The sequence below is a fragment of the Kribbella koreensis genome, from assembly GCF_039525325.1.
In the GTDB taxonomy this organism is placed as follows: Bacteria; Actinomycetota; Actinomycetes; order Propionibacteriales; family Kribbellaceae; genus Kribbella; species Kribbella koreensis.
The window spans coordinates 1-21,347 of sequence record NZ_BAAAHK010000004.1 but is presented as its reverse complement, the minus strand read 5'-3'; the positions used below and the strand labels follow the sequence as shown (position 1 = coordinate 21,347).

The 21,347-nt window shown below is 68.5% G+C and carries 17 protein-coding genes; 13 read left to right on the top strand and 4 right to left on the bottom strand.

Annotated features, from left to right (window positions below; all coding sequences use genetic code 11):
* Positions 1–45: 45 nt before the first annotated feature.
* The gene (locus tag ABD116_RS08350) at positions 46–1,338 is read right to left on the bottom strand and encodes an extracellular solute-binding protein (RefSeq protein WP_343966652.1); all 1,293 of its coding nucleotides are present in this window, start codon (positions 1,336–1,338) and stop codon (positions 46–48) included.
* Positions 1,339–1,437: 99 nt separating this feature from the next.
* Between ABD116_RS08350 and ABD116_RS08345 the strand changes: the two genes are divergently transcribed.
* Entirely contained in the window at positions 1,438–2,595 is a 1,158-nt protein-coding gene (locus tag ABD116_RS08345) for an ROK family transcriptional regulator (protein WP_343966650.1), read from the top strand.
* 29 nt (positions 2,596–2,624) lie between these two features.
* Positions 2,625–3,059 (top strand): MarR family winged helix-turn-helix transcriptional regulator, encoded by a 435-nt coding sequence (locus tag ABD116_RS08340; protein ID WP_343966648.1) that lies wholly within the window; start codon positions 2,625–2,627, stop codon positions 3,057–3,059.
* Between the two features lie 2 nt (positions 3,060–3,061).
* Here the strand turns inward: ABD116_RS08340 and ABD116_RS08335 are convergent, their stop codons facing one another.
* Entirely contained in the window at positions 3,062–3,778 is a 717-nt protein-coding gene (locus ABD116_RS08335; protein ID WP_343966646.1) for a GntR family transcriptional regulator, read from the bottom strand.
* 174 nt (positions 3,779–3,952) lie between these two features.
* On the opposite strand from ABD116_RS08335, the gene ABD116_RS08330 reads away from it, so the two are divergent.
* The 9 genes from ABD116_RS08330 to ABD116_RS08290 are packed head-to-tail and all read left to right on the top strand — an operon-like array spanning position 3,953 to position 15,287.
* Positions 3,953–4,741, top strand: coding sequence for a TIGR03084 family metal-binding protein (locus ABD116_RS08330; protein WP_343966644.1), 789 nt, complete (start codon positions 3,953–3,955; stop codon positions 4,739–4,741).
* On the top strand, positions 4,738–6,459 hold the full coding sequence (locus ABD116_RS08325; protein ID WP_343966642.1) for an acyclic terpene utilization AtuA family protein: 1,722 nt from the start codon (positions 4,738–4,740) through the stop codon (positions 6,457–6,459). The genes ABD116_RS08330 and ABD116_RS08325 overlap by 4 nt, the downstream gene beginning before the upstream one ends.
* A complete protein-coding gene (locus tag ABD116_RS08320; RefSeq protein ID WP_343966640.1) occupies positions 6,456–7,577 on the top strand; it encodes an acyl-CoA dehydrogenase family protein in 1,122 nt (373 codons plus the stop codon). Before ABD116_RS08325 ends, ABD116_RS08320 begins: the two co-directional genes overlap by 4 nt.
* Positions 7,574–9,148: an acyl-CoA carboxylase subunit beta gene (locus ABD116_RS08315; protein WP_343966638.1), complete on the top strand. Its 1,575-nt coding sequence runs from the start codon at positions 7,574–7,576 to the stop codon at positions 9,146–9,148. Before ABD116_RS08320 ends, ABD116_RS08315 begins: the two co-directional genes overlap by 4 nt.
* 5 nt (positions 9,149–9,153) lie before the next feature.
* Positions 9,154–11,097 (top strand): acetyl/propionyl/methylcrotonyl-CoA carboxylase subunit alpha, encoded by a 1,944-nt coding sequence (locus ABD116_RS08310; protein ID WP_343966636.1) that lies wholly within the window; start codon positions 9,154–9,156, stop codon positions 11,095–11,097.
* Positions 11,094–12,251, top strand: coding sequence for an acyl-CoA dehydrogenase family protein (locus tag ABD116_RS08305; RefSeq protein ID WP_343966634.1), 1,158 nt, complete (start codon positions 11,094–11,096; stop codon positions 12,249–12,251). Before ABD116_RS08310 ends, ABD116_RS08305 begins: the two co-directional genes overlap by 4 nt.
* Before the next feature lie 54 nt (positions 12,252–12,305).
* Positions 12,306–13,862, top strand: coding sequence for an AMP-binding protein (locus ABD116_RS08300; RefSeq protein WP_343966632.1), 1,557 nt, complete (start codon positions 12,306–12,308; stop codon positions 13,860–13,862).
* Positions 13,855–14,682: an SDR family oxidoreductase gene (locus ABD116_RS08295; RefSeq protein WP_343966629.1), complete on the top strand. Its 828-nt coding sequence runs from the start codon at positions 13,855–13,857 to the stop codon at positions 14,680–14,682. Before ABD116_RS08300 ends, ABD116_RS08295 begins: the two co-directional genes overlap by 8 nt.
* Positions 14,679–15,287, top strand: coding sequence for a TetR family transcriptional regulator (locus tag ABD116_RS08290; RefSeq protein WP_343966627.1), 609 nt, complete (start codon positions 14,679–14,681; stop codon positions 15,285–15,287). Before ABD116_RS08295 ends, ABD116_RS08290 begins: the two co-directional genes overlap by 4 nt.
* Here the strand turns inward: ABD116_RS08290 and ABD116_RS08285 are convergent.
* On the bottom strand, positions 15,270–17,552 hold the full coding sequence (locus ABD116_RS08285; protein ID WP_343967675.1) for an NACHT domain-containing protein: 2,283 nt from the start codon (positions 17,550–17,552) through the stop codon (positions 15,270–15,272). The genes ABD116_RS08290 and ABD116_RS08285 overlap by 18 nt on opposite strands.
* Positions 17,553–17,729: 177 nt before the next feature.
* On the opposite strand from ABD116_RS08285, the gene ABD116_RS08280 reads away from it, so the two are divergent.
* Complete coding sequence (locus ABD116_RS08280) at positions 17,730–19,178, top strand: MDR family MFS transporter (protein ID WP_343966624.1); 1,449 nt, start codon at positions 17,730–17,732, stop codon at positions 19,176–19,178.
* On the opposite strand, the gene ABD116_RS08275 is transcribed toward ABD116_RS08280, so the two are convergent.
* A complete protein-coding gene (locus ABD116_RS08275; protein ID WP_343966622.1) occupies positions 19,175–20,050 on the bottom strand; it encodes a proline dehydrogenase family protein in 876 nt (291 codons plus the stop codon). The genes ABD116_RS08280 and ABD116_RS08275 overlap by 4 nt on opposite strands.
* Before the next feature lie 42 nt (positions 20,051–20,092).
* Here ABD116_RS08275 and ABD116_RS08270 point away from each other — a divergent pair, with 42 nt between their 5' ends.
* Entirely contained in the window at positions 20,093–21,250 is a 1,158-nt protein-coding gene (locus ABD116_RS08270; protein ID WP_343966620.1) for a GNAT family N-acetyltransferase, read from the top strand.
* The last annotated feature ends 97 nt before the right edge of the window (positions 21,251–21,347 follow it).

The window sequence follows — 21,347 nt, the reverse complement described above, 5'->3', positions numbered from 1 at the left end:
CGACCGCCCTGCTGTCGGCCGGCTCCGTGCGAGCTGGTGTCTGGCTCACGACTGCAGGAGGCTGTTCGCCTTGTCGGCTGCGTCGTCCAGAGCCTTTTGGGCCGGCTTGCGGCCTAGGAGGGCGTTCTGTAGTTCAGCCTGGAGGGCTTGGGAGAAGGCGTTGTAGTTGCGGGCTTGGGGGCGGAGGATCAGGTCGTCCAGTTGCTTCTTCGCCTGGGGGACGACCGCTGGGTTGGTTTTTACGACCGCGGCGTCGTCGTAGGAGGTCTTCCAGACGGGCAGCGAGTCGAGGGCGTACTTGTTCTGCTCGGCCTGGCTGGTCAGGAAGCTGATGTACTTGAAGGCCGCCGCCTGGTTCTTGCTGCCGGTGGTGACGCAGAGAGCCATCCCGCCGTTGACGCCTGGGCGTCCGGCCGAGCCCTTGGGCGTCTGGAGGACCTTGACCTTGCCGGCGATCTTGCTCTGTTTCGCGTCGTTGGCCGCGCCGTACATGTAGGTCCAGTTCAGTACCGCGCTCGCCTGCCCGGCCTGGAACACCCGCTGTACGTCGGCCTCGAGCGACTGCGTCGACGCCGGGTTGGTCAGCCCGTCGACGATCGTCTGCCGCATGAACTCCAACGCCTGGACCCCTCCGCCAGTGTTGAACGCGGCCTTGCCCGAGTCGTCGAGGAACTTGCCGCCCATCGCGCCGAGCAGCTGGGCGTAGTCGCAGACCAGCGCCTCGGCCTGCTGCCACGACCAGATCAGCGGGTACTTCGCAGCGCCGGTCGCCTTGATCTTGCGGGCGGCCGCGAGCACGCCGTCCCAGGTGTCCAGGCCGGCCGCGTCGACCTTGGCGGTCTGCAGGTGCGCCTCGTTGTAGAAGAAGTACTTGGTGTCCATGATCCACGGCACGCCGTACAGCTTCTGGTCGTACTCCGCGGTCGCGACCGCGCCGGCGAGCATGCCGGACTTCCACTCTGCCGGCCACTGGCTGGTGACGTCGGTGACCATCTTCTTGCCGCCGAACTCGGCCGGCCAGATCACGTCGATCAGCACCACGTCGTACGTACCGGCCGGACCGGCGGCGACGATCTTGTCGTGCAGCGCCTCGTAGGCGACGAACTCCGGCTTGACCGTGATGTCCGGGTTCGCGCCGGCGAAGGAAGCCGTCATCTTGGTGATGTCGTCCTCGGAGTAGCCCGCCTGTTTCATGAACAGCGCGCGGACCTCGCCCTTGCCGCTGCCCTGGTCGCCCGTCGAGGCGCCCTTGCCACCGCCGCACGCCGCCAGGAACGCTGCCAGCCCGAGTCCACCCGCCGCTTGCAGGGCGGTCCGCCGGGAGAGGTTGTCTGCCATGACTCACTCCGATTCCGAGTTTGTTAGGCAGCCTGCCTAACTTACGGGAAGTATCATCAGGCTCCGAGGCGGTAGTCAAGGCTTAACCGGAGGTGACGCATGAACCGTGTTGTGAGCGGCACTCCCAGCGCGAGCGTCGTGCTGACCCAGCTGCTGACCCGGTCTGGACCACAGACCCGGTCCGAGCTCGCGGTGGCGTGTGCCCTGTCCCGCCCGACGGTCTTCGCCGCGGTGGAACGGCTCGAGTCGCTCGGCCTGGCGGAGCCGGTGGCGCAGCGGAGTGGTCTACCCGGACGGACCGCCACGCTGTACGGCGTACCGGCTGGTGCTGGGTGTGTGGCGGGGGTCGACATCGGCGGTACGAACCTTCGGGCAGCGGTTTGTGACCTCAGTGGCGCCCCGTTGGCGGAGCTCAAGCGGTCGACGCGGGCGAAGGGTGCCGCGAGCGTTGTACGGCAGGCCGTGGAATTGCTGGCCGAGGCACGCGCGGCAGCCGATCGGGTGGATGTGCCGTTGCTGGCTGCCGGGGTGTCGATTCCTGGGGTGGTGAATCGGCACGATCCGATGGTCCGGTACGCCTGGAATGTCGGTGAGGACAAGCCGTACGACTTCTACTCGCAGCTGTCGGCCGCGATCGACGGGCCGGTACTGCTGGAGAACAACGTCAACCTCGCCGCGATCGGCGAGCAGCGGCACGGAGCCGGCGCCGAGGCCTCGACGTTCGCCGTGATCGCGATCGGGACCGGCGTCGGCGCGGGCATCATGCACAACGGCGCGCTCCTGCGCGGCGCCCACGGCGCGGCCGGCGAGGTCGCCTTCCTGCCAACCGGCCACGCCCACCGCAGCGGTACTCCGAGCAGCGCCGACGAAGCAGGTGGCAAAGCACTCCTGCGCGAAGCCCAAGCGCTCGACCCGGCCCTGAAAGACGTGGCCGACCTCTTCGAACGAGCCCAGCAAGGCGATCCCCAGGCGCTCTCCCTGGTCGAAGACGAGTGCCGCCGGATCAGCGAGATCGTCGCCGCCATCTGCGCCGTCGTCGACCCCGAAACAGTCATCCTCAGCGGCGGCATCGGCGACAACGACTTCCTCGCCGCCCGAGTCGCCGAACTGGCCGCCGCCCTCCCGATCCCACCCACCATCGTCCGCTCAGCCCTCGGCGACCGAGCCAGCCTGGTCGGCGCGATCACCACCGCCACCACCCACGCAACCACCGAACTCCTCTCCCGAGTAGAAGCCCCGGACTCGGTCACCGGGTAGCTGCGGGTGAATTGTGATAGTCAGTGATCATGACTGTCAGGCGGGTGGATCTTGGGGTGTTGGCCGGGCAGTTGCTGTTCGCCGTTCAGGGGGAGTTGTTCGGGAAGCTGGCTGAGCTCGGGTTCGATGATCTGCATCCGCGGCATGGGTCGGTGCTGGCTTATCTGGAGCCGGAGGGGGTTCGGGCCACCGAGTTGGCTCGGCGGTCGGGGCAGCACAAGCAGGTGATCGGGACGATGGTTGATGAGCTGGAGGGGCTGGGGTACGTCGAGCGGCGGCCTGATCCGGTTGATCGGCGGGCCAAGTTGATCTGTCCGACTGAGCGTGGGGTGGCGGAGCTGGCGGCGGCCGACAGGATTTTGGCGGCGATGCAGGAGCGGCATGCGCGGCGGTTGGGGCGGCAGAGGTACGCGGAGTTCAAGGCTGCTTTTCAGGACATCGTGGAGCACCAGAAGAATCGCTGAGGTCAGCTCGGGGTCATCCGGAGTTCGGCGGTGAAGGCGTAGCGGTCACCGCGATAGACGGATGAGGTGTACTCGAAGACGCGCTCGCGGCGGTCGAAGCTGACGCCGTGCAGGGCCAGGCACGGTTGGGTGCTGGGGATGTCGAGCCATCCGGCCGTCTTGGCGTCGGGCATCACGGGCTCGAGTTTCGACGTACCGGAGGCCAGCTCGATGCCGTACCGGTTCGTCAGCAGCTCGTAGAGGGAGCCGCTCAGGTCGTCGGCTTCGAGGCCCGGTACGTAGCTGCCGGGCAGCGTGGTGCGCTCGACCGCCATCGGCATCCCGTCGGCCAGCCGGAGCCGGGTGAAGGTGAGGACCGGATCGCCGACCGGGATGCGTAGCCGGCGGGCGGCCCCGCGTTCGGCCTTCGTATGGCGGAACTCGAGCGTCTGGCTCTCCGGCCGCATCCCGCGCCGGCGGATGTCCTCGGAGAACCCCATCATCCCCAGCCACCTGGCCACCTTCGGCCGAGCCGTGTAGGTCCCGCTCCCGTGCCGGCGGACCAGCAGTTCCTCGATCACCAGCTCGTCGACCGCCCGCCGCAACGTCATCCGCGCGACATTCCACCGAGCCGCCAGCTCCCGCTCAGGCGGCAACGCGGCACCTTCCGGCAACGTGTCGATCAGGCTGAGCAGCAGCGCCCGGATCTCGGCGGCCTTACCCGGCAGGGAACTGTGCATCCCCCTGCCTAACACCACCCGAGGGTCGCCAGGAACCTTTTCCAACAGCATGCAACTACGGACGGACCGATCGGGCATCCTGGCGTCGTACGGCAAAAACAAGCACGCGTGCTTGATTCTTTCCGGGTTGGGTGGGAGGCTCGGGGAACACCGGGTCTAGGGCAGGAGTCGCGCGTGCAGCTGGATGATGTGCTGGCCGATCTGAGTGCCGAGAGTGTCGAGCTGGATCTGCTCGTCGGTGGGCTCGCCACTGACGGATGGCGTACGCCGACGCCCGCCGAGGGGTGGACGATCGCGCATCAGATCGCTCATCTGGCCTGGACAGATGAGGCTGCCCGGCTGGCGGCGGCCGAGCCGGAGGCGTTCCAGGTCGAGCTGCAGAAGGCGGTGGAAAACCCGGCCGGGTTTGTGGACGACGGTGCTGCCGAAGGGGCCGCGCTGCCGGCCGGAGAGTTGCTGACCTACTGGCGGCAGACGCGTGGCGAGGTGCAGGACGCGCTGAAGGCGGTGCCGGCCGGGCAGAAGGTGGCGTGGTTCGGTCCACCGATGAGTCCGACCTCGATGGCGACGGCCCGGTTGATGGAGACGTGGGCGCATGGGCAGGACGTCGCCGATGCGCTGGGGGTGACGCGGCGGCCGTCCGGGCGGCTCCGGCACGTGGCGCACCTCGCAGTACGGACGAGGGACTTCGCCTATCTGCTGAACAGCCGGCAGCCACCGGCCGAGGCGTTCCACGTGGAACTTTCCGGGCCTGACGGCGAGGCGTGGACCTGGGGGCCCGAGGACGCCGAGCAGCAGGTGACGGGCAAGGCGCTGGACTTCTGTTTGCTGGCGACGCAGCGACGGCATCGTGACGACCTCGACGTACAGGCGGTGGGAGCCGAGGCGGACGAGTGGCTGGGGATCATCCAGGCGTTCGCCGGGATGCCGGGCAAGGGGCGGGAGCGAGGACAGTTCGGATGACTGAGCCGATTCGGATCGGGAACTCGTCCGGGTTCTACGGCGACCGCTTCAAGGCGTTCAAGGAGATGCTGACCGGCGGACCGCTGGACGTGCTGACCGGCGACTACCTGGCCGAGCTGACCATGCTGATCCTCGGCCGCGACCGGTCGAAGGATCCGTCGATGGGGTACGCGAAGACGTTCCCGGCGCAGCTCGAGGGCGCCCTCGGTGAGGTGCTCGACCGCGGCGTCAAGGTGGTCAGCAACGCCGGCGGCCTGAATCCCGCGGGGCTCGCCGAGAAGATCCACGAGATCGCGGACAAGCTCGGACTGCACCCGAAGATCGCGTACGTCGAGGGCGACGACCTCATCTCGCGCGCGGAGGAGCTCGGCTTCGGCGACCCGCTCACCGCCAACGCGTACCTCGGCGCCTGGGGCATCGCCGAAGCGCTCAAGGCCGGCGCCGACATCGTCGTCACCGGCCGCGTCACCGACGCCTCCGTCATCGTCGGACCGGCCGCCGCGCATCACGGCTGGCGGCGCGACCAGTACGACGAACTGGCCGGCGCCGTCGTCGCCGGACATGTGATCGAGTGCGGCTGTCAGGCGACCGGCGGCAACTACTCGTTCTTCCAGGAGATCCGCGACCTCAGCCGGCCCGGTTTCCCGATCGCGGAGATCCACGCCGATGGCAGCAGCGTGATCACCAAGCACGACGGCACCGGCGGCGCGGTCACCATCGACACCGTCAAGGCGCAACTGCTCTACGAGATCACCGGCGCCCGGTACGCCGGTCCGGACGTGACCGCGCGGATGGACTCGATCGAGCTGTCCGAGGACGGCCCGGACCGGATCCGGATCACCGGCGTCGAGGGCGAGCCGCCGCCCCCGACGTACAAGGTGTCGTTGAACAGCCACGGTGGCTTCCGCAACGAGGTGACCTTCGTGCTCACCGGGCTGGAGCTGGAGGCGAAGGCGGAGCTGATCCAGCGGCAGCTCGAGCGGGATCTGGTCAAACGGCCGGCCGAGATGAAGTGGTCCGTGCTGTGGAGCGAGCAGCCGAACGCGGGGACCGAGGAGCAGGCAAGCGTCCTGCTCAAGTGCACGATCAAGGACCCCGATCCGCTGGTCGCCGGACGGGTGTTCACCAGCGCCGCAGTCGAGCTGGCGCTGTCGAGCTACCCGGGCTTCCACGTGACAGCTCCACCAGGCGAGGCATCGGCGTACGGGCTGTTCACCGCCGGGTACGTCGATCCGCATCAGCTGGAGCATGTCGTGGTGCTGCACGACGGCCGGCGCCAGACCATCGCGCCATCCGAGGACACCCAGGTGCTGACGGGGCCGGAAGGTGGCGCGCTGCCGATGCCGTTGCCGCAGCTCGTCGCGGCTGGGCGGCCGGCAAGGTCGCTCACTCGCGAGGTGCCGTTGGGCCGCATCGCCGGGGCGCGGAGTGGCGACAAGGGCGGCGACGCGAACGTCGGGGTGTGGGTGCGGAACGAGACGGCCTGGCGGTGGTTCGCGCACACACTGACGGTCGAGAAGTTCAAGGAGCTGCTGCCCGAGACGCAGGAGCTGACGGTGACCAGGCACGTCTTCCCCAATCTCTGGGCACTGAACTTCGTCGTCGAAGGGCTGCTCGGTGACGGGGTCGCGTCGCAGGCGCGGTTCGATCCGCAGGCCAAGGCGGTCGGCGAATGGCTGCGGTCGCGGTACATCGACGTACCGGAGGTCCTGCTGTGAGTGACTTCAGGGACAGCGTCCGGCGCTTCATGAGCGCGGAGGTGTTGCCCAATCTGGAGCAGTGGGAGCGGGACGGCGAGTTGCCGCGGGAGCTGCACAAGCAGGCCGGCCAGCTCGGGCTGCTCGGCGTCGGGTTCCCGGAGGCTGTGGGTGGTGGCGGCGGATCGCTGAGCGATGCGATCGCGGTGGTCGAGGAGATGCACTACGCGGGCGGCTCCGGCGGGCTGGTCGCCTCGCTGCTGACCTGTGGGATCGCGCTTCCACATATTGTTGCCACCAGCAACGAGAAGCAGATCGCGCGCTGGGTTCGGCCGACGCTCGAGGGTGAGTTGATCGGCGCGTTGGCGATCACCGAGCCCGACGGCGGCTCGGATGTCGCCGGGTTGCGGACGACGGCCCGACGCGACGGCGATCACTTCGTCGTCAACGGGGCCAAGACGTACATCACCTCCGGTAGCCGTGCGGACTTCGTGACGACGGCGGTCCGGACCGGCGGGCCGGGTGCGCGCGGCATCAGCCTGCTGGTGATCGAGCGCGGTACGCCAGGGTTCGTGGTGTCGCGGAAGCTGTCGAAGATGGGGTGGCTCTGCTCGGATACGGCTGAGCTGTCCTTCACCGATGTCCGGGTGCCGGTGGCCAACCTGGTCGGCGAGGCGGGGACCGGGTTCGTGCAGTTGGCGGTGAACTTCGTCGCCGAGCGGCTGACACTTGCCGTGCAGGCCTATGCCGGGGCGCAGCGGGCGCTGGATCTCAGCGTCGAGTGGTGCAGGGCCCGGGAGACGTTCGGCCGGCCGCTGATTTCGCGGCAGAGCGTGCAGCACACGTTGACGGAGATGGCCCGGCGGATCGATGTCGCCCGGACCTACGTGCACTCGGTCGCCGAGCGGGCCGAGCGCGGCGAGGACGTGATCGCCGAGACGTGCTTCGCGAAGAACACCGCGGTCGAGGCCGGCCAGTGGGTCTGCGATCAGGCGCTGCAGTTGCACGGCGGGTTCGGGTACATGCGCGAGGCCGAGGTCGAGCGGCAGTACCGGGACCAGAAGATTCTCGCCATCGGCGGCGGTACGACCGAGATCCTGACCGGCCTGGCAGCCAAGAGACTGGGGTTCACCGCATGACTGTCACCGACAATCGCTCCGCCATGCTCGACAAGCTTGCCGAGCTGGAGGCTGAGCACGCCAAGGCGCTGGCCGGTGGCGGGCCGAAGTATGTGGAGCGGCATCACAAGCGGGGCAAGTTGCTCGCGCGGGAGCGGATCGAGTTGCTGCTCGATCCGGACACCGCGTTTCTGGAGCTGTCGCCGCTCGCCGGGTGGGGCAGCGACTTCACGGTCGGCGCGAGCCTGATCACCGGGATCGGGGTCGTCGAGGGCGTCGAGTGCCTGATCACCGCGAACGACCCGACGGTCAAGGGTGGCGCGAGCAATCCGTGGACGTTGCGGAAGGCACTGCGGTCGGACGAGATCGCCCGGGCGAACCGGTTGCCGGTGATCAGCCTGGTCGAGTCGGGCGGGGCGGATCTGCCGACGCAGAAGGAGATCTTCATCCCGGGCGGGGCGATGTTCCGCAACCTGACCCGGTTGTCGGCGGAAGGGATTCCGACGATCGCGCTGGTGTTCGGCAACTCGACTGCGGGCGGGGCGTACGTCCCGGGGATGAGCGACTACGTGGTGATGGTCGACGGCGGGGCGAAGGTGTTCCTGGCCGGGCCGCCGCTGGTGAAGATGGCGACCGGTGAGGACGCGGACGACGAGTCGCTCGGTGGCGCGGCGATGCATGCGCGGACGTCCGGGCTGGCGGACTACTTCGCGGTGGACGAGCCGGACGCGATCCGGCTCGGGCGGCAGATCGTGTCACGGCTGAACTGGAAGAAGCTCGGGCCGGCGCCGGCCTCCTCGTACGAGGAGCCGTTGTACGACGAGGACGAGCTGCTCGGGATCGTACCGGGGGATCTGAAGATTCCGTTCGACCCGCGAGACGTGATCGCTCGGGTGGTGGACGGCTCGGTGTTCGACGAGTTCAAGCCGCTGTACGGGTCGTCGCTGGCGACTGGATGGGCGTCGGTGCACGGGTATCCGGTCGGGATCCTGGCAAATGCGCGCGGGGTGCTGTTCCGGGAGGAGTCACAGAAGGCTGCGCAGTTCATCCAGTTGGCCAATCGAGCCAATACGCCGTTGATCTTCTTGCACAACACGACCGGGTACATGGTCGGGCAGGAGTACGAGCAGGGCGGGATCATCAAGCACGGCGCGCAGATGATCAACGCGGTCTCCAACTCGAAGGTGCCGCACATCTCGATCCTGATGGGGGCTTCGTACGGCGCCGGGCATTACGGGATGTGTGGGCGGGCTTTTGATCCACGGTTCCTGTTTGCGTGGCCGTCGGCGAAGTCGGCGGTGATGGGGCCGCAGCAGCTCGCCGGGGTGCTGTCGATCGTGGCGCGGGCGGCCGCGGCGGCGAAGGGGCAGCCGTACGACGAGGACGGTGATGCCGCGATGCGGGCTTATGTGGAAGGGCAGATCGAGGCGGAGTCGCTGCCGATGTTCCTGTCCGGGCGGCTCTACGACGACGGTGTGATCGATCCGCGGGACACCCGGACGGTGCTTGGGCTTTGTTTGTCCGCGATCCATTCCGGCCCTGTTGAGGGCACCCGCTTCGATGGCGCCAACTTCGGCGTCTTCCGGATGTGATGGCGATGATGACCTCTGTACTGGTGGCCAATCGGGGCGAGATCGCGCGGCGGGTGTTCCGGACCGCTCGTTCCTTGGGGATGGAGTGCGTGGCGGTGCATTCCTCCGCGGATGCTGCCGCTCCGTATGTCGGTGAGGCGGATGCTGCGGTGCATCTGCCCGGTACCGCGCCTGGCGACACGTACTTGCGGGGCGAGTTGGTGATCGAGGCGGCGCTGAAGGCGGGCGCTGATGCGGTGCATCCGGGGTATGGATTCTTGTCGGAGAACGCTGGGTTCGCGGCGGCGGTGATCGATGCGGGGCTGACCTGGATCGGGCCGCCGGTCGAGGCGATCTCGTCGATGGGGTCGAAGATCGAGGCGAAGAAGCTGATGGCGGCGGCCGGGGTGCCGGTGCTGGCCGAGCTGACGCCGGCATCGGTGGGTGCTTCCGACCTGCCCGTGCTGGTGAAGGCGTCGGCGGGTGGTGGTGGGCGCGGGATGCGGGTGGTGCGGCGGCTGGAGGATCTGGCGGCTGAGATCGATGCGGCGTCGGCTGAGGCGTTGTCGGCGTTTGGGGATGGGACCGTTTTCTGCGAGCGGTATCTGGCTCGCGGGCGGCATATCGAAGTACAGGTGCTGGCTGATCAGCATGGGACGGTGTGGGCTGTCGGCGAGCGGGAGTGCTCGATCCAGCGGCGTCATCAGAAGGTCGTCGAGGAGGCGCCTTCGCCTTTGGTGGAACGTACTTCGGGGATGCGGGCGCGGCTCTTCGATGCTGCGCGTAAAGCTGCCGAGGCGATTGGGTATGTCGGGGCCGGGACAGTTGAGTTCCTCGCCGACGAGGACGGTGGCTTCTACTTCCTCGAGATGAACACCCGCCTCCAGGTCGAACACCCGGTGACGGAGTCGACGACTGGACTCGATCTGGTCGCGCTGCAGTTTGCTGTTGCTGCCGGCGAGGCGCTGCCGGCTGAACCACCTGCTGCGGTTGGGCATTCGATCGAGGTCCGCTTGTATGCGGAGGATCCGGCTGCTGATTGGCAACCTCAGACCGGAACCCTCCACCGCTTCTCACTGCCTGGTTCTTCCTTTGAGCCCGGTGGTTCCCGGGAGGGTTCGCCTTGGGTTCGGGTTGACTCGGGGGTTGTGAGCGGGTCGGTGGTTTCGCCGTTCTACGACGCGATGCTCGCCAAGGTGATCGTTTGGGGGGCGACGCGGGAGCAGGCCGCTGCGCGGCTTGCCGCGGCCTTGCAGCGGGCTGTGATTCATGGGGTACAGACGAACCGGGATCTGTTGGTGTGGATCCTCAGGCATCCCGCGTTTCTTGCTGGGGATACCGATACGGCGTTCTTCGAGACGTATGGGATTGGGGAGCCGGCGGATGAGGCCGGTGAGCGGGTTGCGGCGGTGGTGGCGGCGTTGGCGGATGCGGCTGGGCGTCGGGCCACGGCGACTGTGCAGCGAGGGTTGCCGGGTGGGTGGCGGAATTTGGCTTCGCAGGGGCAGCGGAAGAGTTATCTGGTTGGGGATCGGCGGTACGACGTGGATTACCGGGCGACCCGGGCGGGCGTAGCGGTCGATGGGGTGGAGGTCGTCGAGGCGACGGCTGAGCGGGTGGTGCTGGAGGTCGGCGGGGTGCGGCGGGCGTACGAGGTTGCTGCTTATCCGGGGTTGGTGTGCGTCGGGGCCGTGGCGTTGGTGCCTGTTGAGCGATTTGTGGATCCGGCGGAGCAGTTGGTGGCTGGGTCGTTGGTGGCGCCTATGCCGGGGACCGTGGTGCGGGTGGGGGTTGAGGTGGGCGACAAGGTGACAGCGGGGCAAGGGCTCGTCTGGCTGGAGGCGATGAAGATGGAGCACACCATCTCCGCGCCGGCCGATGGGGTCCTCGCGGAGCTGAGCGTCGCAGCGGGGCAGCAGGTTGAGGTGGGGGCCGTCCTGGCCGTCGTACAAGTTGAGGAGAGCGCATGAGCTTCGTCGAGTCCGAGGAACGTCGCGCGTTGCGGGCGGCGGTGAGCGAGCTGGGGAAGAAGTACGGCTACGCGTACTTCAACGAGCGAGCACGGTCCGGCGGGCAGACGACGGAGCTGTGGCAGGAGGCCGGCAAGCTCGGCTATTTGGGCGTCAACCTTCCTGAGCAGTACGGCGGCGGTGGCGGCGGTATGGGCGACCTGTCGATCGTCTTGGAGGAGCTCGGCGCGGCCGGCTGTCCGTTGCTGATGATGGTCGTGTCACCGGCGATCTGTGGCACGGTGATCACCCGCTTCGGCACCGAGGGGCAGAAGGAGCAGTGGCTGCCGTCGCTGGCCGACGGGTCCACCACGATGGCCTTCGCGATCACCGAGCCCGACGCGGGGTCCAATTCGCATGAGATCACCACGACGGCACGGCGTACCGGCGACGGCTGGTCGTTGTCCGGGCGGAAGGTCTACATCTCCGGCCTCGATGTGGCGAAGGCCGTGCTCGTCGTCGGGCGCACCGAGGACGCGAAGACCGGCAAGCTCAAGCCCGCGCTCTTCATCGTGCCGACGGACGCTGCAGGCGTGGAGTTCCGGCAGATCGAGATGGACCTGATCAGCCCGGACAAGCAGTTCTCGCTCTTCCTCGACGACGTCCAGCTCCCCGCCGAGGCACTCGTCGGGTCCGAGGACGCCGGCCTGATGCAGCTCTTCGCCGGGCTCAACCCGGAGCGGATCATGGCGTCGGCGTTCGCGATCGGGATCGGCCGGCACGCGCTCGGCAAGGCCGTCGCGTACGTCAAGGAGCGGCAGGTGTGGAAGACCGCGATCGGCGCCCACCAGGGCATCGCGCACCCGCTCGCGCAGAACAAGATCGAGCTCGAGCTCGCCCGGCTGATGATGCAGAAGGCCGCCGCCCTGTACGACGCCGGCGACGACCTCGGTGCGGGCGAGGCGGCCAACATGGCGAAGTACGCCGCCGGCGAAGCGACCGTCCGGGCCACCGACCAGGCGGTGCAGTCGCTCGGCGGCAACGGGATGACCGTCGAGTACGGGGTCGCCTCGCTCGTCGCGGCGGCGCGGGCCACCCGGATCGCGCCGGTCAGCCGCGAAATGATCCTCAACTTCGTCGCGCAACACAGTCTGGGCCTACCGAAGTCCTACTGATTCCGTCATCGTTCCTCCAACCCGTCGGCCAGCAGCGCAGAGAGGACCCCGCCCGTGGTCATTCAGAGTCAGTACCCGCCGATCGAGATCCTCGACGCGCCGATCCACGACGTGGTGCTCGGCCGGGCGCAGGAGTACGGCGACCGGATCGCCCTGGTCGACGGCGTCAGCGGACGCGAGGTCAGCTACGCCCAGCTGGACGGGATGAGCCGGCGGATCGCGGCCGGATTCGCCGAGCTGGGCATCGTGCACGGCGACACGATCGCGCTGCACAGCCCGAACACGATCATCTATCCGGCGGTGTTCTACGGCGCGACCCGGGCGGGCGCCACCGTGACGACCGTCAACGCGCTCTACACGGCCAGCGAGCTGCACAAGCAGTTGGTGGACTCGAAGGCGAAATTGCTGGTGACGATTTCGCTCTTCCTGCCGGTGGCGACCGCGGCGGTGGAGGGTACCGACGTCCAGGAGATCCTCGTCTGCGACCAGGCCGAGGGATACCGCTCGGTGCAGGAGCTGCTGGCCTCGACCGGGCCGGAGCCGGTGGTCGACATCGACCCGGCGAACGACGTCGCCGTACTTCCGTACTCCAGCGGTACGACGGGCGCCGCCAAGGGCGTGATGCTGACCCATCGCAACATCGGCACGAACCTGACCCAGGCCGAGGCGATGTTCGAGCTCGACGAGGGCGAGCGGATCATCGCGATCCTGCCGTTCTTCCACATCTACGGCCTGAGCGTGCTGATGAATCTGCCGCTGCGGCTCGGCGCGACCGTGGTGGTGCTGCCCAAGTTCGACCTGCAGCAGTTCCTGACCGTGCTCGACGAGCAGAAGATCACCCGGGCGTTCGTCGCGCCGCCGATCGTGCTGGCGCTGGCGAAGCACCCCGCCGTGGACGGCGTGGATCTGTCCGCGCTGAAGTATGTGACGTCCGCGGCGGCACCGCTCGACGGTGATCTGGCCGAGGCCTGCGCCAAGCGGCTCGGGTTGCACACGATCCTGCAGTGCTACGGGATGACCGAGCTGTCGCCGGGGACGCACGCGGTCCCACAGGACGACATCGACCCGCCGGCCGGCGCCGTGGGCAAGCTGTTCCCGTCCACCGAGATGCGGCTGGTCGGTGCCGACGGCAACGACGCGGACGAGGGCGAGATCTGGATCCGCGGGCCGCAGGTGATGAAGGGCTATCTCGGCCGGCCCGCCGAGACGGACGCCACGATCGACCCGGACGGCTGGCTGCACACCGGTGACATCGGGCGGGTGGACGAGCGCGGCTACCTGTACGTCGTCGACCGGCTCAAGGAGCTGATCAAGTACCACGGGTACCAGGTGCCGCCGGCCGAGTTGGAGGCTGTGCTCCTGACCGACACCCGGATCGCGGATGCGGCGGTGATCGGCGTACAGGCCGATGGCAACGAGGTGCCGAAGGCGTTCGTCGTTGCGATGCCTGGCGTGGAGCTGACCGAGGCGGACGTGATCGAGTACGTCGCGGAGCGGGTGGCGCCGTACAAGAAGGTCCGGCAGGTGGAGTTCATCGACGCCGTCCCGAAGGCCGCTTCGGGCAAGATCCTGCGGCGCGAGCTGAGGGCACGGGAGGCCGCGCGTGAGTGAAACCCTGGCTGGTCGCACGCTGATCATGTCCGGCGGCAGTCGTGGGATCGGGCTGGCGATCGCGATGAAGGCCGCCCGCGACGGCGCGAACGTGGCGTTGCTGGCGAAGACCGCCGAGCCGCATCCGCAGTTGCCGGGCACGATCCACACGGCCGCCGCGGCGATCGAGGCGGCCGGCGGGCACGCGTTGCCGATCGTGGGCGACGTACGCTCGGACGAGTCGGTGACCGAGGCTGTCCGGCGGACGGCGGAGGAGTTCGGCGGGATCGACATCGTGGTGAACAACGCGTCGGCGATCGACCTGACGCCGACGGCGGACATCGCGATGAAGCGGTACGACCTGATGCAGGACATCAATGCGCGGGGGACGTTCCTGCTGTCGAAGCTGTGCATCCCGTGGCTGCGCAAGTCGGCGGCCGGGCACATCCTGACGTTGTCGCCGCCGCTGAACCTGGATCCGCGGTGGGCCGGGGAGCATCTGGCGTACACCATGGCGAAGTACGGGATGAGCCTGACGACGCTGGGGCTCGCGGAGGAGCTTCGCGCCGACGGGATTTCGGTCAATTCGCTCTGGCCGCGGACGTTGATCGCGACGGCTGCTGTGCAGAACCTGCTGGGTGGCGAGGCGGCGACGTCGCGATCGCGGACACCGGAGATCGTGGCGGATGCGGCGTACGTCGTACTGACCGGGCGGCGGTCCGGTGAGTTCCTGATCGATGACGAGGTGCTGGCGTCGGTAGGGGTGACTGACTTCTCGCAGTACCGGACGGGCGCGACGGACGCGGAACTGGCGCCGGATATCTTCCTGGACTCGCTGTGAGTGAGGTACTGCGGGAGCCGCAGCAGGATCGGAGCCGGGCGACCCGGCAGAAGCTCCTGGAGGCAGCGCTCGAGTCACTGTCGCAGGTGGGCTATGCGGCGACCACTGTCGCGGTGGTGGCGGCTCGGGCCGGGGTATCACGTGGGGCGGCGCAGCATCACTTCCCTACTCGAGCAGACCTGTTTGCGGCGGCAGTGGAGTACATGACTGAGGTGCGGCTGGCCGAGATCCGCGAGCAGGCTGTCGGGCTACCTAGTGGCGAGGGACGGACCGAGGCGATCGTCGGGATGCTTGCGGACGTCTACACCGGGCCGCTGTTCAAGGCAGCGCTGCACTTATGGGTAGCGGCCTCTACCGAGGAGCCGCTGCGGCAGCAGATCGTGCGGCTGGAGGCGCATGTCGGGCGGCAGGCGCACCGGGCGTTGTTGGAGGTCTTGGACGTTGAGGAGCGCACGCCTGGAGTGCGGGAGACCATCCAGGGTGTGCTCGACCTGGCTCGCGGGCTGGGGCTGGCGGACCTGCTGACTGACGATGCGGCACGACGGCGCGGCATTGTGCGGCAGTGGTCGCGGATCCTCGACCAGGTGTTAGCGGCTGCGCGCTAGGTTGCCTCGGTTTGCTCGGGCAGCTATTCGTTGGTCCACCTTCGCGGCCAGGGCGTCTGGGTCGCACTCGGCCAGGTGGTCGCGCACTAGCAGGTGGATGAAGGCGTACTCGCCTCGGCCGGTCTTGGCCAGGACGTAGCGCTCGGCGGCGTACCGGAGGAAGGCGCCTCGGCGCCAGGGGAGGTAGCCGCTCCAGCGGAGCAGGAAGCCGTGCAGGCCGCGGGAGAGAGCGCCGGAGAAGAACGGGGCCCGGCGGCGCCAGGCCTTGGAAGCGACCGTGCCGGCGATGATGCCCAGTACCGCTTCGGGGCCGGTGGTCCACCACAGGCTTGCGCCGAGAACAGCTGCGATGAGCACGCCTGCCAGAGCGCCACCAACGGTCCACTTGCCCATCCGCCAACGAACCCCGGGACCGTCCTGGTGTTCCGACTTGCTGTGCGGATAGACCAGATGGTCCATCGGCAGTGTCTTCACGAAACGGATGCCTTGGGCAACGACCAGGCCGATCGCGCAGCCGGCGACGAAGTGGGCCTGGTCGTCGACCGTGGCGAAGACGATCAGGCTCGCCACGGTCACGGCTACCAGCCTGATGCTGAGCAGCACGCGGCGGCGGTTGTTGCCGGACAGGATGTATTCGAGGCCGTAGGACGCCCAGACGATCACGCCTTGGAACGCCAGGCCGAGCCAAGGTGGCAAGCGCTCGGCGATGGCCGTGACGAGCAGGACCGAGACCAAGCCGGCGACCATGCCGATGCAGATCATGACAGCCAGCAGGAGATGGCGTGGTTGGTCGCGGCCTTGCTGGAGGATCCACCAGGTTTGCGGGCGCACATGGACCAGGACCAGCGCGACAGCGCAGACGGCTAGGCCGGCCGATACGCCGTACAGGGCAGTGGCTCCTACTGCGGCTCCGGCAGCCAGACCGGCGAAGAGGCCCGGTAGGCAGATCATGTGGGCCAGGTAGCCGACGGCGGGCAGCACCAGGCCGTACCAGCCGCTGGGCGTCAACCGGCGTGGTACCTCGATCCGGTCGCCGGCCTGGGTGCGAGTCCACCAGGCGAGGCACCAGAGCGAGCGGACAGCAGCGCGGGACTCGAAGTGCGGGCTGCTCGGTCTGTAGCGGGCGAGTACCTCCGAGATGAAGGTGTCGAACAGTTCTCGGCGGTGGTCGGCCAGTACGCCGGCGGCGATGTCGCGGGCGTCCCTGCCCTGGTAGGCGAGGGCCATGACGTTCAGCATCAGCGGGGAGTTGACCAGGTCCCAGAGGTCGTCGTCGCGCTCCATCGCGGCCAGCGCGCCGGACAGCTCGTCGCCACCGGAGGCGAAGTAGTCGAGCACCTGCTCGCGGCTGAGCGGGCGGATGCGGACAGCGCCGTACAGCTTGAGCTTGTGGTGGAGCGCCTCGTACTCCTGGATGCGACACGTGACGGCGACCTGGCCGATCAGGTAGCGCCGGCCCAGCTCGGCCAGTACTGGGGCGAGCTTCTCCTGGTGGGCCAGGGCTACTTCGTCCAGGCCGTCCAGTAGTAGAGCAAGGCGTCCTCTGGTGAGCCAGACCCGGCCTACCGCGGCAGGGATCTGGTACCGGGTGTTGAGCTCGGCGAGGAGCCAGCGGACGAAACCTGCCAGGAGCGGACTGTCACCGGGGTCGTCCTCTGGTGCCTTGGCGGTGCTTGCGGTCCAGCTGGCCAGGTCCACCAGGACAGGGATCGGGGTGTTCGGGTTGGTACGGGCTTCGGCGGCGAGGGTGCGGGCCAGCTCCAGGAGGAGGGTGGTCTTGCCGGCGCCGGGGGCTCCGAGGATGAGCATGGAGTCCTGGAGGTCGTCGAAGGCCGCGGCGATGTCGGCGTCCTCGCGGACCTCGGTGACGTCGCCGTTGAGGGGCTGGACGAGCAGGTCGTACGGGCGGATCACCGCCTCGGGGCTGACATCGAGCGCCAAGGCCAGGCGGGCCCGCGAGGCGAGCGAGCCGGCGAAGCGGTCGGCCAGGTAGCGGTCGACGCGGGCGAGCGCGTTCGGGCGGTTGCGTGGCTGGTCGGCGCTTCGCGCGGAGTGGCCGACGGTGCGCCGGCTCCGGTACTGCGCCAGCCCGGTGCCGATCGCGACGAGCCAGAGCACCCCGATCGCGGGCCAGGTCCAGCCGACGTACGGCTCGAGGAACTCAGGGGCGGTCCCACCGGTACCGACGTTGATCGCGATCGGCAGCAACACCAGCGTCAGCGAGATCGTCACCACCAGCACGACGACCCTGACCAGCCCGTGCATCCTCACCCACGGAGAGTACCCACGCGCCGGCCCCACCGCCTCCGGTGCCGGAGCGTCCACCTGCCGGCTATTGCCGCCCCGCACTCCGCCTTCCTTCCCTCGCCGCCGCAGGCGGGTCCAGTGGGTGAGCCGTGGGTACAGGAATCGATATCCGATCACGTAAGTTGTGTAGCTGTTATGACTACTGAACGGATCGACCGGGCGAGTGTGGGACTGCGGTCGGAGCGGGGACCGATTCTGCTCGCGGTGATGCTGAGCGTCGGGCTGGTGGCGATCGACGCGACCATCCTGGCGACGGCGGTCCCGTCGGTGGTCGAGGACCTGGGCGGCTTCACGCAGTTCCCTTGGTTGTTCTCGATCTACTTGCTGGCCCAGGCGGTCTCGGTGCCGATCTACGGCAAGCTCGCGGATCAGCGCGGCCGCAAACCGCTGATGCTGTTCGGCATCCTGCTCTTCGTACTCGGGTCGGTGCTCTGTGGGTTCGCCTGGAGCATGCCGGCGCTGATCGCCTTCCGGCTGATCCAGGGACTCGGCGCCGGTGCGATCCAGCCGATCGCGATGACGATCGTCGGCGACATCTACTCGGTCGCCGAGCGCGCCAAGGTGCAGGGCTACATCGCGAGCGTCTGGGGCATCGCCTCGTTCGTCGGCCCGACGCTCGGTGGCGTCTTCTCCGACTACATCTCCTGGCGCTGGATCTTCTTCGTCAACGTTCCGCTCGGGCTCGTGGCCGGGGTGGTGTTCTACCGGCGCTTCCAGGAGAACATCGTCCAGACCACCCGGCACCAGATCGACTACGCCGGCACGATCCTGCTCGCGGTCGGCGGCTCGCTGCTGCTGCTCGGGCTGCTCGAAGGCGGCGTGATCTGGTCCTGGGACTCGGTCACCAGCATCGCGATCCTCTCCGTGGCCGTCGTGCTGCTCGTGGTCTTCGGCTTCGTCGAGCGCCGCGCGGCCGAGCCGATCCTGCCGTTGTGGGTGCTCAGCCAGCGGGTACTGAACTCCGCCAACTCGTCCGCGCTGCTGGTCGGCGTCCTGATGATCGGCCTGTCGACCTACGTGCCGCTGTATGCGCAAGGGGTGCTCGGGACGTCGGCGCTGGTGGCCGGTTTCGCGCTCGCTGCGATGACGCTGGGCTGGCCGATCGCGGCGTCGCTCGCGGGCCGGATCTACCTGCGGATCGGCTTCCGCTGGACGATGTTCATCGGCTCGGTCTTCGTCGTACTCGGCTCGGCGCTGCTGCTCACGGTCAAGCCGTCGAGCTCGGTCGTCTACCTCGCCTTCGCCTGCTTCGTGATCGGTATCGGCCTCGGCTTCTCCGCGTCGCCGGGCGTGGTCGCCGCGCAGTCGTCGGTCGTCTGGACCAGCCGCGGTGTGGTGACCGGCGCCAACATGTTCGCCCGCTCGGTCGGCAGCGCGGTCGGCGTCGCCATCTTCGGCGCGGTCGCCAACGCGATGGTCGCCAGCCGGCTCGGCGACAACCACGACGACTTGGAGAAGCTGCCGTCGTCGGTACTCGCTCCCGCGATTCACGACGTGTACTACGGCGCTGCCGCGGCCGCCGTACTGCTCGTCGTCGCGGTCCTCTTCATGCCCAACCGCGTCACCGAGATGCCGCGCGGCTAGGCGCCACGGGACTCTGCCACGCGGCGGAGCCAGTAGCGGAACCAGGCGGGGCCGTAGGGGATGTAGACGCGGGTGGGGATGTCTCTGGTGCGTAGGTCGTCCAGGACGTCGGGGCGGATGCCTAGTAGTTGCTCGACGGGGACTATGCCTAGGGAGAGGAGCACTGCCTCGCGTAGGCGGCCATCGTGGGTCGCCAGGGACCAGCGGGCTTCGCTGGCGGCCAACTGGTGGGCTAGGCGGAGGTACGCGATGTCTGTCTGCTCGCCGTAGGGGTAGGCGCCTGTGGGCTCGACGTATGCGCCTTTGACCAGGCGGATTTGTACTCCGGCGCGGGTCAGCGCGTCGATGTCGTCGGGGGATCGCTGGAGGTTGGCCTGGACGGTGGCGCCGATGCGGTCCGCTAGACCGCGGCCGGCTACGTCCAGTACGCACTGGATGATCGCGTCGGTGCGGGCGGTGTCTTCGGCGCCTAGCTGGAGCAGGCGACCGGGTGGGAGGGCTTCGGCGATGGTGGCGACGTGGTCGGCGGCAGCGGTGGGGTCGATGTCCAGAGCCAGGTGCGAGAGGTCCAAGGAGAGCCAGACGTCGGCGGGTGGTTCGGGGAGGAGCTTGGCCAGCTCCAGGTATTCGTCGACGACACGGGCTGCGTCTGCCGGGTCGGTGGACATCTCGCCGAACAGGTCGACGCTGATGCCGTGGCCCTTGGCGATCTGGGCGTCGGCTACTTGAAGTGCTTCATCGCGGGTCCGGCCGGCGACGTACCGGGAGGCAGCGCGCCAGGCGTTCTCCTCGCCACCCGGGATGCCCTTCACCAGTTGCTCTAGTCGTTCGTTGGTCGCCAGCTTGAACAGAATCGCCCGGTCCGCACGCATGCCGGCCAGTCTGCCAGCGCACCCGGGCTAGCGTGCTGGGTTATGCGGGATGTGGACTGTGTGGGGGCGTTGATCCGGGATGGGCGGGGTCGGGTGTACGTGCACCGGCGTACTGCGGAGCGGCGGTTGTTGCCGGGGATCTGGGACGTCGTGGGTGGGCACGTCGAGGACGGCGAGACGCCGGAGGAGGCGCTGGCCCGGGAGGTTGAGGAGGAGACCGGGTGGCGGGTGCGGGAGGTTGTGGCAGCTGTCACCGACTGGGAGTGGGAGTACGAGGGGCGGGTCCGGCGGGAGATCGACTACCTCGTCGAGGTTGATGGGGATCTGGCGCGGCCTCGGTTGGAGGAGGGGAAGCACGACGCCGGTGCGTGGGTGGGGCCGGAGGAGCTTGAGTTGTTGATGGTCAATCGGACCGATGGGGATCGGCGGCTGCGGGACATCGTCGCGTACGCCGTACGGACTGTATTGACGGAGCGGTTGATGCTGGTTCCGATCACTGGTCCGGGTGAGGTCCTCCCCGGACATGCGGCGGACCTGGAGCGGCTGCACGCCGATTCGTGGGTGGCGGAGTGGTACGACGAGACGTGGTCCGCCGAGGAGTCGGTACGCCGGGCCGCCGGGTTCCAGTCGCGCTGGGAGACCAACGGCGTCAGCAAGTGGATGGCCTACGACCGCTCGACCGGCACCCTCGTCGGCCGCGGCGGCATGGAACGAATGGACCCAGACGCAGAAGTCACCACCAAGATCGCAACCCTCCTCGACGAAGGCCCGCTCCGCGGGCAGCTCGCCGAGGGCGGGCTCGACGGAGGCGGGCTCGGTGGGGGTGGGCTCGGTGGGGGTGGGCTCGGTGGGGGTGGGCTCGGTGGGGGTGGGCTCGGTGGGGGTGGGCTCGGTGGGGGTGGGCTCGGGGGTGCTTGGGCTGCTGATCGGTTGGAGCTTGGGTGGGCTTTGGTGGGCTCTGCCCGCGGCCAAGGCTTTGCTACCGAGCTCGGTCGGGCGGGGCTCGACTACGCCTTCGGTGTGCTGGGGGCTCGGGCGGTGGTCGCGTTCACCGAGCGGATCAACTCCGCGTCCCGCGCGGTGATGGAGCGGTTGGGGATGACGTACGCGGGTGAGATCCGGACCGATGGCCTGGTCGAGGGCCGGGAGGGCGTCCACCCGGACGCACCGTTCGCGGTCTACGTCGCAACGACCGGCTGAGCCCGGGGCCGCGGCGGGGCCGTGGCGGGAGCGCGGCGGGGCCGTGGCGGGAGCGCGGCGGGGCCGTGGCGGGAGCGCGGCGGGGCCGTGGCGGGAG